General features: G+C 68.2%; 13 protein-coding genes. 3 read left to right on the forward strand and 10 right to left on the reverse strand.

The window, feature by feature from the left end:
• Positions 1–34: 34 nt before the first annotated feature.
• Entirely contained in the window at positions 35–1,624 is a 1,590-nt protein-coding gene (locus tag GOPIP_RS14675; RefSeq protein ID WP_006370487.1) for a DNA polymerase IV, read from the reverse strand.
• Positions 1,625–1,690: 66 nt separating this feature from the next.
• Entirely contained in the window at positions 1,691–2,134 is a 444-nt protein-coding gene (locus GOPIP_RS14680; RefSeq protein WP_006370488.1) for a hypothetical protein, read from the reverse strand.
• 76 nt (positions 2,135–2,210) lie between these two features.
• Between GOPIP_RS14680 and GOPIP_RS14685 the strand changes: the two genes are divergently transcribed.
• Positions 2,211–2,948, forward strand: coding sequence for a TetR/AcrR family transcriptional regulator (locus GOPIP_RS14685; protein WP_006370489.1), 738 nt, complete (start codon positions 2,211–2,213; stop codon positions 2,946–2,948).
• On the opposite strand, the gene GOPIP_RS14690 is transcribed toward GOPIP_RS14685, so the two are convergent.
• Complete coding sequence (locus GOPIP_RS14690) at positions 2,931–3,875, reverse strand: alpha/beta hydrolase fold domain-containing protein (protein WP_170320208.1); 945 nt, start codon at positions 3,873–3,875, stop codon at positions 2,931–2,933. The two genes, GOPIP_RS14685 and GOPIP_RS14690, sit on opposite strands and share 18 nt — an antisense overlap.
• Before the next feature lie 29 nt (positions 3,876–3,904).
• Positions 3,905–5,599, reverse strand: coding sequence for an MFS transporter (locus GOPIP_RS14695; protein ID WP_006370491.1), 1,695 nt, complete (start codon positions 5,597–5,599; stop codon positions 3,905–3,907).
• Positions 5,600–5,867: 268 nt separating this feature from the next.
• Between GOPIP_RS14695 and GOPIP_RS14700 the strand changes: the two genes are divergently transcribed.
• Entirely contained in the window at positions 5,868–6,305 is a 438-nt protein-coding gene (locus GOPIP_RS14700) for a MarR family winged helix-turn-helix transcriptional regulator (RefSeq protein ID WP_006370492.1), read from the forward strand.
• Between the two features lie 85 nt (positions 6,306–6,390).
• Here GOPIP_RS14700 and ileS read toward each other — a convergent pair whose 3' ends face one another.
• Positions 6,391–9,561, reverse strand: a complete 3,171-nt coding sequence (ileS, locus tag GOPIP_RS14705) for an isoleucine--tRNA ligase (RefSeq protein WP_210739515.1) — start codon at positions 9,559–9,561, stop codon at positions 6,391–6,393.
• 1,055 nt (positions 9,562–10,616) lie between these two features.
• Here ileS and GOPIP_RS14710 point away from each other — a divergent pair.
• Positions 10,617–10,892 carry a hypothetical protein gene (locus tag GOPIP_RS14710; RefSeq protein WP_020170923.1) on the forward strand — a complete coding sequence of 92 codons (276 nt, stop codon included), beginning with the start codon at positions 10,617–10,619 and terminating at the stop codon, positions 10,890–10,892.
• Between the two features lie 66 nt (positions 10,893–10,958).
• Here GOPIP_RS14710 and wag31 read toward each other — a convergent pair whose 3' ends face one another.
• The 5 genes from wag31 to pgeF all read right to left on the reverse strand — a co-directional run bounded on the left by wag31 (position 10,959) and on the right by pgeF (position 14,937).
• Positions 10,959–11,783 (reverse strand): DivIVA-like cell division protein Wag31, encoded by an 825-nt coding sequence (gene wag31, locus GOPIP_RS14715; RefSeq protein WP_006370495.1) that lies wholly within the window; start codon positions 11,781–11,783, stop codon positions 10,959–10,961.
• Between the two features lie 332 nt (positions 11,784–12,115).
• A complete protein-coding gene (locus GOPIP_RS14720; RefSeq protein WP_014360347.1) occupies positions 12,116–12,433 on the reverse strand; it encodes a YggT family protein in 318 nt (105 codons plus the stop codon).
• Between the two features lie 136 nt (positions 12,434–12,569).
• Positions 12,570–13,343 (reverse strand): cell division protein SepF, encoded by a 774-nt coding sequence (locus tag GOPIP_RS14725; protein ID WP_006370497.1) that lies wholly within the window; start codon positions 13,341–13,343, stop codon positions 12,570–12,572.
• Between the two features lie 98 nt (positions 13,344–13,441).
• Entirely contained in the window at positions 13,442–14,173 is a 732-nt protein-coding gene (locus GOPIP_RS14730; RefSeq protein WP_006370498.1) for a YggS family pyridoxal phosphate-dependent enzyme, read from the reverse strand.
• Positions 14,170–14,937 (reverse strand): peptidoglycan editing factor PgeF, encoded by a 768-nt coding sequence (pgeF, locus tag GOPIP_RS14735; RefSeq protein ID WP_006370499.1) that lies wholly within the window; start codon positions 14,935–14,937, stop codon positions 14,170–14,172. The genes GOPIP_RS14730 and pgeF overlap by 4 nt, the downstream gene beginning before the upstream one ends.

The raw sequence follows: 14,937 nt of genomic DNA on the forward strand, positions 1-14,937 counted from the left end.
CGACTGGGCGATTGCGCGCCGGGAGCCCGTGCGCTCACCCGCTCGACCAGTCCAGACTGTCGATCGGGTCCGCACGGCGCAGATCGGGATCGTCGGCGGCGAAGGTACGCGCCGGACCGGGCCCGGTGGTCCTGGTTTCGAACCGCACGGTGACCACACCGTGCCCGGCACCCTGCACCCAACCGTGCCCGTGGTCGCGGTGGGTCACATCGTTGCCGGTCGCCCACTCGTTGCGCGGCGCTGCGTTCGCTGCACCGCCGCCCGCCCCCGTGCCGCCACCGTCCTCGATGCCGTCACCGCCGTCACTGTTCTCGATGCCGTCGGCACCGGGCGCGGACTCCGTGGTGCGCGTGGACATGCCGGGCACCTGCCCGGCCGGGGCCGCGACGTCGTCGAACAACGCATACTGCTCGGTGTCACTGAGACCGGAATAGCCCACTCCGACAAGGCGAATCGGTCCAATCGACTCGGGATCGAGGGCCAGGCGCCGGGCCACCGCGGTGAGTGAGTCGAGATCGCTGGTGGCCGCGGGCAGCGTGAAACTGCGGGTGAGTACCGACATGTCGGCACGTTTGAGTTTGAGCACGACGGTGCGGGCACCACGCCCGTCGGCGACGAGCCGACGGTGCGCGTCGGCGGCCGACCGATCGATCGCCGGCCGCAGTCCCGCCATGGACACGATGTCGGCGGCGAAGGTGGATTCGGCCGAGATCTGTTTGGCCGCAGCACGTTCGGTGACCGGCCGATCGTCGATGCCCTGAGCGAGCCGGTGCAGCGCCGGACCGATGGTGGAACCGAGCACCGAGGCGACCTCGACCTCCGACAGGGCCGCGAGGTCGCCGATCGTGTCGATACCCAACCGGGACAGACGATCCCCGGACACCGGTCCGATCCCCCACAGTTTTCGGACCGGTAGCGCATGCAGGAACGCCAGTTCACGGCTGGGCGAGATCACCATCACGCCATCGGGTTTGGCCATCCCGGAAGCGATCTTGGCGATCTGCTTGCCCGAGCCGAACCCCACCGACGCGGCCAGGCCGACCTCGTCGCGGATGCGCCGCCGGATATCGTCGGCGAACGCGTGTGCCTGCGCGGCGGTGCATCCGACGAGGACCTCGGGTTCGGCGAACGCCTCGTCGAAGGACAACATCTCGATCACACCCACCGTCTCGCGGACGAGCGCGAAGATCCGCTCACTGACAACCCGATAGACGGCGCCGCGCGGCGGGAGCACCACCGCGGACGCGCCGACTAGTCGGCGCGCCTGATGCATAGGCATCGCCGACGACGCACCGTAGGCCCGCGCCGCATAGCTCGCACCCGCGACCACCCCCCGCCCACCGATACCGCCGACCAGCACCGGCCTGCCCCGCAGGGTCGGGCGCGTGAGCTGTTCGACGGAGGCGAAGAAGGCGTCCATGTCGAGATGCATCACCCACCGCTCGCTGCGCTCGGTGCCATCCTGCTCGCTGCGCTCGGTGCCATCCCGCTCGCTGCGCTCGGTGCCATCCCGCTCGCTGCGCTCGGTGCCATCCCGCTCGCTGCGCTCGGTGCCATCCCGCTCGCTGCGCTCGGTGGCGTCATCCCGACCGGCGATCCCCGGGACTCCTGCAGACTCCGACACCCTTGCAGACTAAGTCCTGCCCCGCCCGCCGATCGTCACGGCGTCGGCACACGTGGCAGCGGACGGTCAGGCGGCAGAGACGGCGAAGACCGGGATCTGTTCGGCATGCTCCACGAGCTGCGCCTCGGTCGCGTCGACCCCGAGTCCCTCCGGCAGGAACCGCCCGACCTCCCACCCCCACTTGTCGAGGTAGCGACGGATGATCGCGGCCCGGTCGGCCGCGGGCACCTCGACGAGCACAACCCGGCGCGAGCGCCGGCCACGACGCAGTTCACCCGAACCCGCCACGCGCGCATTGCGGACCCATTGGGTGGCGCCACGCACCGCCACCAGGTACTCGACGCCGTCGAGGACAAGTGGATTGACCGGAATCCTCTGCGGCGCACCGGAGGTGCGACCGATCACGGTCAGGGTCTGGGCGCCGGCGAGCGAGAAGCCGTGGTCGGTCAGCCAGCGGACGAGGGCATTCATTCGGGAATCGGTCGTCGTGGGCGGGAGGTAATGGGTCATCGGGGAAAACCTTTCGTCGAAGAGAGCACCGCTCTCGTTTCGAGTATGCGCGCACCCGATCCAAAAAACAAGAGCAATGCTCTCGCATTGTGCGATGATGGTCGCCATGCCCGGACCGACGACACGCGCCCCCCGCACCCGAGCCGAGAACCGGCAGACGATGGAGACCGAGATCCTGCGGCTCGGTCGAGAACATCTGAGCACCCACGGCGCCGCGGGACTGTCTCTGCGCGCGATCGCGCGGGAACTCGGCGTGGTCTCCTCGGCGGTCTACCGCTACGTCCCCAGTCGCGACGAACTGCTCACCCGGCTGCTCGTCGAGGGGTACACCCATCTCGCCGAGTCGGTCGACGCCGCCACCGACCGTATCGACACCGAGGACCATCGCGGCCGGATCATGGCTGCTGCCAAGGCAATCCGGATCTGGGCCGTCGACGACCCGGCGCGCTGGGCACTCCTCTACGGCAGCCCCGTCCCCGGATATGCGGCGCCCGCCGACCGTACCGTCACCCCCGGCACCCGCGTGATCGCACGGCTCATCGCCGAACTCGCAGCCGCACACGACGCGGGCGTCCTCGCCACCCCGGACTGCGAGGTCTCCCCCGCGCTGTCGGCCGATCTCGACGCCATCCGCGCCGAGTTCGGCAACGACCTACCCGATGCCGCCCTCGTCACCGGCACCCTGCTGTGGGCCGCGGTGATCGGGGCCACCTCGCTGGAGGTGTTCGGCCAATACGGCTCGGAGACGTTCTCCGTTCCCGAGCACTTGTTCACCGCCCAGATCGACGCGGTCCTGTCATCGGTGTTCCGCTGACGGAGGTGCCTCGACGGCAGTCGCGACGAGTACCCGCTCGGCGATCCATCCGTACGACGAGAGCGCCTTGACGTCGTCGTCGACGTCGTACCCGTGATCGGCGTCGGGGACCTCGAGGAGCCCGCGCAACGCCCCGGCGGCCTCGAGCCGCCGGGCATATCTCCGTCCCTCCTCGGCCAGGATGTCGTTGTGCGCCACGATGACCAGAGCGGGTGCGATACCGGTGAGATCGGCCTCGTCGGCGCCGCCGGCGGGTGAGACCAGCCGATCGGACCGCTGCGTGACGTCGGGGACGTAGGCGGCGTCGAACACCGTACCCATCCACGGTCGGAGCATCGGACGAGCCAGTGGTGAATGCTTGGCGCCCGCGGGGACCGTCAGATCCAGTGGCGGATAGTGCAGGACCTGCAACGAGATCGCTGGGCCACCGCGCTCGAGTGCGAGCCGCGCCCCGGCCGCCGCGAGCGCGCCGCCGGCACTCTGACCGCCGACGACCAGCCGGGTGCCGTCCCAACCGTGCTCGCTGCCGTGCTCGGCGATCCAGACGAGGATCTCGTGAATCTGCTCGGGCGGTTGCGGAAACCGATGCTGCGGGGCGAGAGCGTAGTCGACGTTGACGACCACGACGCCGGCCTCCACCGCCAGCAGCCGACACACCGGGTCGTCCTGCTCCCTCACCCCCATGACATATCCACCACCGTGCAGGTTCACATACACCGGCGGTGTGCGGTCGGTGCGGGCCGGACGATAGATCGTTGCCGTGACCGAACCCGGAGTGCTCGGTATCCGCAGCGGCTCGGTGGTGGCTCGGTGCCCGGGGAATCGCGACCGCGCCCGAGTGGTCGTGCGCCGCGCCGCACGACCCATCCCCCACTGCATTCCCCGCGCGACGACCCGTGCCACGGTCGGGTTGGCAAGCACTGACATTCGATGCCTCCGGAGAAGTCGTGGGTTGGTCATACGGTCTCGGGTTCGCCGCTGACGCGGCCCCGCGGATCGACCCCGGTGAACCCGATGCCGACGATGAGGGTGGCGAGCAGGGCCGCGCCGGCACACACCACGAAGGCCATCGAGTATGAATGATCGAGCGCATCGAAGGCAACCGACTGCAAAGGGTTGAGCGGCATGGACTTTCCGTCGACCATCACCGTCGCCGGAACCCCGTTGGCGCCCAGCGGGCCCGAGTGGACCGCGCCGACGGCTGCTTCGAGGGACTCGCGGGTGGCGCCGGACGCGTGGGCGGGCGCCGAATCGAAGGCCTGCAAGGCATTGCGAAGATCTTCGGATGCGTTGAGCTTCGCCTGGATGGCGTTGGCGGCCTGGGTCAGTGCGATCGCCCCGATCACCGACGGCCCGAGGGTGAAGCCGAAGTCGCGCAGCAGACTCGTGGTGCCGCTGGCCATCCCGGCCAGGTGCGTGGGCACGGTGTTGACGGCCACGGCGGTGACCGCCTGCAGCGCGAGCGCGAAGCCGAGCCCGACGACCGCGATCGGCGGCAGGATCAGGCCGAGCGACATCGTTGCCGCCGGGATCGACGCGGCCCAGAGGTCACCGATCGCGATCAGACCGAAACCACCCGCCATGAGCCATCGCGCGTTGTGGCGGACCAGCAGGCGGGCGACCAGCGGTGCGGTGAGCAGGGTCATGCCGTTGAGGATGACGAACGCGATCGACGTCACCAAGGGCGAAAACCCCTGGATGGCCGCCAATCTGATGCTGGTGATGTAGGCGGTGCCGAGCAACGCGAAACTGCCCAGCACGGTGGCGATCGCCGCGACGCTGAACGCCCGGTTGCCGAACAGGTCCAGACGTAACAGCGGCGCCGGTGCACGACGCTCGACGATGATGAACGCGACGGCCGACAGTGCGGCGACGACGAATGCGCCGATGATGTCCGGGGCGCCGTAGCCGGTCGTCGACCCCTGGATCACCGCGTAGAGCAGGGCGAATAGCGAGATCGCGACGGTGATCTGACCCGGCCAGTCCAACGATCGCCCCGTGGGAGCCGAGGACGTGGTGGCCATCGTGAGCGTCACGATCAGGCACGGAACCGCGAGCACGGCCACCGCCAGGAAACCCCATCGCCAACCCGCGGTGTCGGTGCCCGCGAAGGGATAGCGGGCGAGGAAACCGCCCAGCACCGGGGACACGAAGCTGCCGGTGGCCAGCGCCGCGGCCCACACCGAGATCGCGCGGGCGCGGTCGTGGGCCGTGTGCGTGCCCGCCGCGACCATCGCCAGGGTGGTGGGCATGATCGCGGCCGCGCCGACACCGGTGAGCACCTGGCCGACGAGCAGCACGGCCACTCGGATCGAGGTGTCGACGTCGGCGCCCGGGGTGAGGAAGCCGATCAGCTGACCGATACCCAGAACGATGGTGCCGATGATCAGTAATCGCTTGCGGCCGAACAGATCTCCCAGCACCCCGAAGGTGAGCTCGAATAGGGTGACCGGGACCAGGAACGCCGCGGAGATCCAGGTGAGCTGTGACGCACTGGTGCCGAGATCGTCCTGGAAGAGCCCGTTGAGCACTGCGGGCATGGCCAACGCAGCCTGCGCCAGGGCGATCGCCGCCGCCGCGGCGATCAGCGTCCGTCTGTCGAGGACGTATCTGTCGGCAACCTGTCCGGTGACGAGCGTTCTCTGGGTCATGGGCGGGACCTTTCCGAGCCGAGGAGGCGGCGTGGATGACGCTGCCCAACTATCAGCAAAGCTGATAACAGCAATACTGACGGTTTGATCACGTCCGCGCAAGAGTGTGGCGCTTACCTCCTCTCCGACGGCGGGTACCTCGCCGGGGTTGCGGCGGGGTGACGCGGCGGTTCTGCATAATCAAGGTCGAGTTCGCCACCGCTTCACGTCCGCCGCCCGCCCTACACCCTCACCGCCCCGTATAGTCACCGTCGCGAGAGAGTCACCTATGCCCACCAGCAACGCCACCCTGCTCTACCTCGTCAAGCAGCTGGAGTTGGCGGTGCGCGCCCGGATGGACGAGGTGGTCGGCGGCGAGGGACTGACACCGGTGCAATACACCGCCCTGACCGTGCTGGCGCGCCGGCCGGGGCTGACGTCGGCCGAACTCGCCCGCAATTCGTTCGTGCGACCGCAGACGATGGCCCGGATCACCGCGGTGCTCGAGGAACGGCAATTCGTCCGACGCGAGACCGACCCGCACAGCCGCAGGCAGATGCGGCTGTACCTGACCGACCACGGCCACGAGACCGTCGAACGTCTGGAGCCGGCGATCACGGCCATCGAGACCCGGATGGTCGCCGATCTCGACGAGACCGAGGTCGAGGCACTGCGGTCGGCTCTGCAGTCGAGCAGGCGTGCGCTGGGTGGGTCGGCTGCCCACTGAGATATCCCCCAGAATCTCCCCTCGAGACGCCGATCGCCCGCACGCGTGACGCATGCGGGCGATCGGGAGTACCGCGCAGCGCGGCTCAGGTGGCGGCGCGGGTGATGTCGGCGGACACACCGTCGCCGAGTTCGATGCCGCCCGGCGTGTCGGACTGTACGACCTCGAAGGCGACCGCGAGGATCTCCCCGGCGATCAGGTCGGCGTGGGTGCGGGCCCAGTCCAGACGTTCGGCGGGCACCACCAGACGCACCTCGATCCGATCCGAGACGTCGAGACCCAGCGAGCGCCGGGCCTCCTGGAGCTCGCGGACCCGGTCCTTGGCCCATCCCTCGGCCTCGAGCTCCGGAGTGACCGCGGTGTCGAGAACGACCAACCCTGCGCCCCCGGGCAATTCGGCGGTCGATTCGGGCTCCTGCGCGACGAGCCGGCGCGTGTACTCGCCGGGCTCGAGGTCGATACCGGCGGCACTGACCACCTCGGTGCCGTCGTCGGTGGTGCGCACCGCCCAGTCGCCGGCCTTGACCGCCTTGATGACCCGCTGCACGTCCTTGCCCAGCCGTGGGCCCGCAGTCCGCGCGTTCACCGCGAGTTCCTGTCGGCCGTAGGCATCGGCGTCGGTGGACAGCGACACCGACTTCACGTTCATCTCGTCGGCGATCAGGTCGGTGAACGGCTCGAGTTGCCCGGCCGTCGGCGAGGCCACGGTCAGCCCCGGCAGGGGCAGGCGCACCCGCAACTTGTTGGCCTTGCGCACACTCGACGCCGTCGAGCACACCGCCTGCACCTCGTCCATCGCCGCCACCAGCGCCGTGTCGGCGGGCAACTCGTCGGCGGTGGGCCAGTCGGTCAGGTGCACCGACCGCTCGCCGGTGAGCCCACGCCAGATCGCCTCGGTGGCCATCGGCAACAGCGGCGCGGCAAGGCGAGAGGCCACCTCGAGCACCGTGTAGAGGGTGTCGAAGGCATCGGCGTCCGCGTCCTGACCGGCCCAGAACCGGGCCCGGGACCGGCGCACATACCAGTTCGTCAGTGATTCGACGAAGCGCCGCAACGAATCACACGCGCCGGCGATGTCGTAGGCATCGAGCGCGGCGGTCATCTCGTCCCGGGTCAGCGCGAGCTTGGCCAGGATGTAGCGGTCGAGCACGTTGGTCGAATCGGTCCGCCAGCTCGCCGGCTTCTCGGCGTAGAGCGCCAAGAAACTGTAGGCATTCCACAACGGCAGCAACGCCTGTCGCACACCCTCGCGGATGCCCTTCTCGGTGACGACGAGGTTACCGCCCCGCAGCACCGGCGAGGCCATCAGGAACCAGCGCATCGCATCGCTGCCGTCGCGGTCGAAGACCTCGTTGACGTCGGGGTAGTTGCGCTTGGACTTGCTCATCTTCTGCCCGTCGTCGCCGAGCACGATTCCGTGCGCGACAACACTTTTGAATGCGGGACGATCGAAGAGCGCGGTGGCCAGCACGTGCAGGTTGTAGAACCAGCCCCGGGTCTGACCGTTGTACTCGACGATGAAGTCGCCCGGATTGTGCGGCGCCAGGCTCGCGTCGGCGTCGCCGTCGAACCAGTCGGCGTTCTCGAACGGGTAGTGCACCTGCGCGAACGGCATCGAACCCGACTCGAACCAGCAGTCGAAGACCTCGGGCACACGACGCATCGTCGACGCGCCGGTGGGATCGTCGGGATTGGGCCGGGTCAGCTCGTCGATGTAGGGCCGGTGCAGATTGTCCGGACGCACCCCGAAGTCGCGCTCGAGCTCGTCGAGCGATCCGTAGACATCGGTGCGTGGATGATCCGGGTCGTCGGAGACCCACACCGGGATCGGCGCACCCCAGAACCGATTTCGGCTGATGTTCCAGTCACGGGCACCTTCGAGCCACTTGCCGAACTGGCCGTCGCGGATGTGGTCGGGCGCCCAGGTGATCTGCTTGTTGAGTTCGAGCATGCGCTCCTTGATCGGGGTGACCGCGACGAACCACGACGGAACGGCCATGTAGATCAACGGCTTTCCCGACCGCCACGAATGCGGATAGGAGTGCTCGATGGTCTCGTGCCGAAGGATGCGCCCGCTCCGCCCGTCGGGCCCGGCCTGGACGTGACCGCCACCGGCCTTGAGGTCCTTGATGATTGCCGGGTTGGCGTCGAAGACCATCTCCCCCTCATACGTCGGCACCGCCGAGGTGAACCGGCCCCCCGGATCGAGCGGCTGTACGACCTCGATGCCGTTGGCGGTGGCCAGCTCCATGTCCTCTTCACCGAACGCGGGAGCCAGGTGCACGATGCCGGTGCCGCTGTCGGTGGTGACATAGTCTCCGAGCAATACTCGATGGGAATTCGGGTGTCCGACAAAGAAATCGAACGGCGGCAGGTAGCGCAGGTCGGCCAGCTCCGCGCCCGGGTACCGGCCGAGTTCGGTGGTGTCGCCGAGCTCGCCCGCATACGCACCCAGCAACGCCTCGGCGAGCAGGTAGTCGTGCCCGTCGGCGGCGCGCACGTGGACGTAGGTGACTTTCGGATTCACCGCGATCGCGAGGTTACTCGGCAACGTCCACGGGGTGGTCGTCCAGATCAACGCGTTCACGCCGTCGAGCGGGCTGCCGGGAGCCACGAGCGGCATGGTCACCGTCACCGCCGGATCCTGTCGCATCCGGTAGGCGTCGTCGAGCTTGGACTCCTGGTTGCTCAGCGGGGTCTGCTCGTACCAGCTGTATGGCAGCACCCGATAGCCCTGGTAGATCAAGCCCTTGTCCCACAGGCGTTTGAACGCCCACATCACCGACTCCATGTAGTCGATGTCAAGGGTCTTGTAGTCGTTGTCGAAGTCGACCCAACGGGCCTGGCGGGTCACATAGTCGCGCCACTCACCGGTGTAACGCAGCACCGAGTCGCGGCAGAAGTCGTTGAACCGCTCCATGCCCATCTTCTCGATCTCCGATTTGTCGGTGATCCCGAGCTGGCGTTCGGCCTCCAATTCGGCGGGCAGACCGTGTGTGTCCCAACCGAACCGGCGTTCGACCTTCTTGCCCCGCATGGTCTGATAGCGCGGGACGACGTCCTTGACGTAGCCGGTGAGCAGATGTCCGTAGTGCGGCAGACCGTTGGCGAACGGCGGGCCGTCGTAGAACACGAACTCTTCCGCCCGGGATCGTTTCTCGACAGACGCACGGAAGGTGTCGTCGGCATCCCAGTACTGCAGCACGGTGCGCTCGACGTCGGGGAAGGACGGCGCACCACGCTCGCCGCCGGTCATGTCGACGCGCGGATAGATCCGGCTCCCGTCGTCGGTAGGCGACGACGCACCGGTCTCGGCGGACTGGGGGGTGTGCGGGGATTGACCCACGTCGGTCACGGCTGGTCTCCTCGTGCCATCTCGATGCTTCTCGGCACGGGGACGCAAACCGTTTCCGGTTGCGCGGTACCACCCCGCTTGCATCGACGACGGTCGATGCCTCTCGAGTCCCGCGCATGTGTGGTGCTGATGTCACGGGACGCGGGCTGTGACGGGCCCACCCGCCCGGTTCTACTGAGAACGACCCGACGGGGACGTTCGGTTCTTCCGGGTGCTCCCCGGTGATGGCCGGATCGACGCGCACACCAGTGTAGCCGTGCCGGACCGGGTCGGGCCAAATCGATTTCTGTCACCACGGCAGCCGGTCACCTGGGCGGACGGTCCCTGCGTGGCAGCAACGCCGGGCGAGCCGGCCGTCACTGCTCGGGTGTCGCTACCGGGGTGTCACTGCGGGGGTATCACTGCTGGGGCGGGCGCCAGTCCGGATGCAGCGGATCGATCTTCTCCGGCCGCTCTCCGGGCTCCGATTCCCCCGACTGCGTCGTGGACCCGGGATCGGAGTGCGTCCCCCGAGAGCCCTGCGGAGTCGGCGCCGGACCGGGCCGGAACCGGCCGGTCTGGGGCGGGCCGGGCGGCCGTTGTCGGCCGCGTGGATCGGAACCCGTATTCGGGCCAGCAGGGTTCGGACCAGTTGGGTTCGGGCCAGCGGGGTTCGACACAGCAGGATTGACTACCGAGGGGTTGGATACCGGAGGTCGCGGTCGCGCGTCGGCGGCCCCGACCGACCGCAGATAGTCGGCATATCCCCGCTCGGCGGTCGAGGGCGCGGTGGGCCGGTCGGCTGCAGGTGCGCCGGGGCGAGTGGGGGGCGGAGCAGCTTGGGTCGGCACGGACTCGGGCGGACGCTGGTCACCCCCGCGCGGACCCCTCGCGGTCTCGGGCGCGTCGGGAGACGAGATCACGCCTTCCCAGAGCGCCCGACGGCGATCCTCGGTCGACTGCTGATCGGAGTCCTCGTGCGGCGCGGACTCCGACTGCGGACCACTGTCCTCGGGTCGCCCGTCCTCGGGGCGCCGAGGCGTGTGCCGAGAATCGTCGGCGTCGTCGCCATCTTCGTCGACGTGCTGCGCGGCGCCGAACCCGAAGCCACCACCGGCCTCTTCATCATCGGGCTTACCGCGCCGACCACTCCAGACGATGTCGGCGACGAGAAAGATCAGCCCGACGAGGCAGACGACGATGCAGGCGATCGCAAGCCACAGGGTGCCGGTGATGAGGCCGACGACAAGTAGGACGAATCCGACAAGCGTGGCAGCCAGCGCCAGGGTCAGCACGTCATCGACCTAGTGTCGTCCCGTTCAGCTCTGCGAGTAGCTGCTGAATCCACCGTTGCCGGGATCGGTGGAGAACGACTGATCGGCCGGGCGTCCGCTCTCGACCGGTGCCGCACTACCGCGCTGTTGGAGTTCCTCGAGCTGGGATTCCAGGTAGGTCTTGAGGCGCGTACGGTACTCACGCTCATAGATCTTGAGCTGTTCGATCCGGCCCTCGAGCACACCACGCTGCTGGTTGATGGTGCCCATGATCTCGGCGTGCTTGCGCTCGGCATCACTCTGCAGGGCGTCGGCACGTTCCTGCGCCTGACGCAGCTGCGCCTCCGAGCGGGTCTGCGCGTCGGCCAGGATGGCCTCCGACCGCTGCCGTGCATCGGCGAGCATGGCTTCGGACTTGCTCTGCGCCTCGGCGACCATCGAGTCCGACCGCTGCCGCGCGTCGGCCAGCAACGAGTCGGCCTCCTGCCGCGACGTGCTGGTCAAACGGTCGGCGGTCTCCTGCGCAAGCGCGAGGACCTTGGCCGCACGGACGTGGGCGTCGCCGTCGGCCGGTGCCGCCGCCGGAGCGGGAGCAGGCGCGGCCTGGGGTTCGGGACTGGACACCGCGAAGACCTGGGTGTGGTCCTCCGACGGCGCAGGTGCCGCAGCGGCACCCGATCGCGCTTCGGTGAGCTCGCCTTCGAGTTCTTCGACGCGTTGTTTCAGATCCGAGTTCTCGTCGATCAGACGCGCGAGTTCTGCTTCGACAAAGTCGAGGAACTGGTCCACCTCGTCTTCGTTGTAGCCGCGTTTACCGATAGGCGGTTTGCTGAACGCGACGTTGTGCACATCAGCTGGTGTCAGCCGCATGTCGGTTCCCCTCAATGTCGTTCGAGCTTGTCTTGGTCGAGCCTTGTGTCAGTAGTACTGCGTCAGTCGAGCAGTTCTGCGTCAGCCGAGCAGTTCCACGCTGTCACGTGTCCCATTACAGACTGTCACTGACCATTCATACCAGTCAAAATCTGTAACTGGCGTCTTATCCTGTCACATCTGAACCGTTCGTAGTAGGACATCGATGTCGTCCTGCAATCAAACAGTCGCTCAACCATGACATCAGCAATACGCTCTCCGGCCAAGTCCCCAGGCAGTTCGGCGACCGACTTTCTCGTTCGACCGAAGTCGGTGCCAGGTCAGATCACGAGTCACATTCCGAGCGCCGACGCCGCGGCCCCCATCCGGAACGACCCGACCACCTGCATCGCGATCACCACCAGGATCAGCACGATCATCAGCGACAGGTCGAGGCGGACCGGGCCGAGCGGAATCGGCGGGATGATCCGCCGGAACAGTTTGATCGGTGGGTCGGTCACCGTGAAGGTGATCTCGATGATCGCCACGACGATCCCCGTCGGTCGCCATTCCCGCGCGAAGGTGCGCACCAGCTCCACGACGAGCCGGGCCAGCAACAGCAGCCAGTAGACGAACAGGATGTACCAGATGACTTCGAACACAATCGCCACTTCTCAAGAGTGCCTGACGTGAGGCGCCCGCGGCCGCACCGGGGTTCCGGCACGTCGCCGCGGGCGCGAGGACGGTGATTCGGGGGAATTGCCGGAAATATCGCATCGCGACGCGATATCGGGCAATTCGTACCGGTCAGGACTGGTTGTAGAACCCGGTCTCGGCGATCTTGCGCCGGTCCTCGGGCGAGACGTCGATGTCGGCGGGTGAGAGCAAGAACACCTTGGTGGCCACCTTGTCGAAGGAGCCACGCAATGCGAACGCCAGTCCGGCGGCGAAGTCGACGAGTCGCTTGGCGTCGTCGTTGGTCATGTTGACCAGGTCCATGATCACCGGATTGCCATCACGGAAGCGCTCACCGATGGTGCGTGCCTCACCGTAATCGGACGGACGCAGGGTGGTGATCTTGTGCAGCGGGCCGTCGGCGAAGACGCGCTCGAGGTCACCCCGCTCGGCCCCGCCCGGCCGCCCGGCGCCGGTCGCACGCAACGTCGCACCGCTCGAGCGCTGCAACGGCTCGAGCCGGGTGGCACGCACCCGCTCGGGCGACACTTCGGTGGCCGCTCGGACGCCACCGCCCGCATAGGCGTACTCCGCGCCGGCATAGCCGGGCTCGTATCCCTCGTAACCGCCCACCGCGTACCGCCGCTCCTCGGCGTAGACCTCACGATCGCGTCCGGCCAAGCCGGCCTCACGATCCCGGTAGCCGGCGTCGCGGTAATCGCCGTAGGCGGAGTCGGCGAGTGCCTCCTCCCGGTAGGACGAGTCGCCGTAGTAGTCGTCGCGGTAGGCGCGCTCTCGCGCGGCGGCCCGGACCGGGCCGGGGCCGGGCTCGTCGAGGTAGTCGTCCTCGTACTCGCTCGGAGGCACCATGCCGAAATATGCCTTGAACTTCTGCATCGTGGTCATGTGCTGGGCCTCTCTGGTCATCCGACGCTCACGAGCGGGTGTTGCAGCTGTTGCCGGTGTGTGAGCTGTTCTCGATGGTTCTCGTGTGACTTGTGTGATTACTGAGAGAGTATCGGCCGGGATCCCATGATCGCGGTACCGACACGCACACATGTCGAGCCGTATTCGACGGCGATCGCCATGTCGCCACTCATGCCGGCCGACAGCGCTGTCGCATCCGGATGCTCCCGCAGGAATCCCTCGCGGATGCGCGCGGTCGTCGCCATCCACTCCCGCACCTCACCGTGCGTCGGCGCGATGACCATCAAGCCCGCCAGCCGCAGCGACGGCGCGGCGACCACGCGCTGTGCGAGTTCGGGCAGCTCCGCCTCGATGACGCCACCCCGCGTCGGATCACCGTCGAGACTGACCTGACAGAACACCCCGAGCGGTTCGGTGCGCAGCTGCTCGTGCAACGCCGCCTGCGCCGCCGTCGCCAACTGGTCGACGAGCTTGTCGCGATCGACCGAATGCACCGAACGCGCCCAGCGCGCAACGGTTTTCGCCTTCTTGGTCTGCACGCTGCCGATCATGTCGAAGACGGCTCCGCTGCTGTCGACGAGCTCACCGAGTTCGGCGATCTTGCGACTGGCCTCGGGTTCGCGGGACTCGCCGAACTCGCGCTCTCCCAGCTCGATCAGCCGCGCAACATCGGCGGCCGGAAAGAACTTGGTCACCACCAGCAGCTCGACGTCACCCGGCGCTCGACCGGCGCGGGCGACGGCCGCGTCGAGTTCCCCGCGCACGGTGGCCAGGCGCTGCGCGAGCTCCTCGGTGCGCGGATCGCTCACCGGTCGATCCAGATGACCGAGGCCAGCCGACCCGTCGGTGCGCCGCGACGGTGACTGAACAGATCGGTGTCGGAGATGGTGCACCGCGGGTCGACGGCCACCGAGTTCACCCCGGCGGCCAGCAACTGCCGCCGGATACCGGCCCGCAGATCCAGACCAGCGGTGCCCTTCGCGGTCCGGCAGGCGCTGCCGGGCAGGTGCTCCTCGACGTCGCGCTGCATCGCGTCGGGCACCTCGTAGCGCTCACCGCCGGCTGCCGGGCCGAGAAAGGCCCCGATGCGCTCGGGACGCGCGCCGAGCCGGATCATCGCGCGCAGGGTGGCCGGCACGATGCCGATGCGGGCACCGACGCGACCGGCGTGGACACCGGCGATGACACCGGCCTCGTCGTCGCTGAGCAACACCGGCACGCAATCGGCCGAGAGCACCGCGAGCGCCACCCCGGGCAGGGCGGTGACCAGTGCGTCGGTGGCCGGCACGCGGATCGACGGGCCCACCTTCTCGACGTCGGGTGCGGTGAACGTCGACTCGTCGACCACGGTCACGTTGCGGCTGTGGATCTGCTCCATCCACACCACCCGGGATTCGTCCACCCCGATCTGGCGGGCCAGCCGCGAACGATTGGCGGCGACCGCTGCGGGGTCGTCACCGACGTGATCGCCGAGATTGAAACTGTCGTAGGGCGCCTGCGAGCTGCCGCCGGCGCGGGTGGTGACCACCCGACGCACCCGGGCTGCCGTCGCCGGTCCGCCGGTCCCACCCAT

This window comes from Gordonia polyisoprenivorans NBRC 16320 = JCM 10675, from assembly GCF_000241325.1.
GTDB lineage: Bacteria > Actinomycetota > Actinomycetes > Mycobacteriales > Mycobacteriaceae > Gordonia > Gordonia polyisoprenivorans.

What these genes read in the sequence shown, in the direction of transcription:
- GOPIP_RS14680 (WP_006370488.1), bottom strand. Translation starts at nt 2,134, where the DNA reads ATGACCCATTACCTCCCGCCCACGACGACCGATTCCCGAATGAATGCC.
- GOPIP_RS14685 (WP_006370489.1), top strand. Translation starts at nt 2,211, where the DNA reads ATGCTCTCGCATTGTGCGATGATGGTCGCCATGCCCGGACCGACGACA.
- GOPIP_RS14690 (WP_170320208.1), bottom strand. Translation starts at nt 3,875, where the DNA reads ATGTCAGTGCTTGCCAACCCGACCGTGGCACGGGTCGTCGCGCGGGGA.
- GOPIP_RS14695 (WP_006370491.1), bottom strand. Translation starts at nt 5,599, where the DNA reads ATGACCCAGAGAACGCTCGTCACCGGACAGGTTGCCGACAGATACGTC.
- GOPIP_RS14700 (WP_006370492.1), top strand. Translation starts at nt 5,868, where the DNA reads ATGCCCACCAGCAACGCCACCCTGCTCTACCTCGTCAAGCAGCTGGAG.
- ileS (WP_210739515.1), bottom strand. Translation starts at nt 9,561, where the DNA reads ATGACCGGCGGCGAGCGTGGTGCGCCGTCCTTCCCCGACGTCGAGCGC.
- wag31 (WP_006370495.1), bottom strand. Translation starts at nt 11,783, where the DNA reads ATGCGGCTGACACCAGCTGATGTGCACAACGTCGCGTTCAGCAAACCG.
- GOPIP_RS14725 (WP_006370497.1), bottom strand. Translation starts at nt 13,343, where the DNA reads ATGACCACGATGCAGAAGTTCAAGGCATATTTCGGCATGGTGCCTCCG.
- pgeF (WP_006370499.1), bottom strand. Translation starts at nt 14,937, where the DNA reads ATGGGTGGGACCGGCGGACCGGCGACGGCAGCCCGGGTGCGTCGGGTG.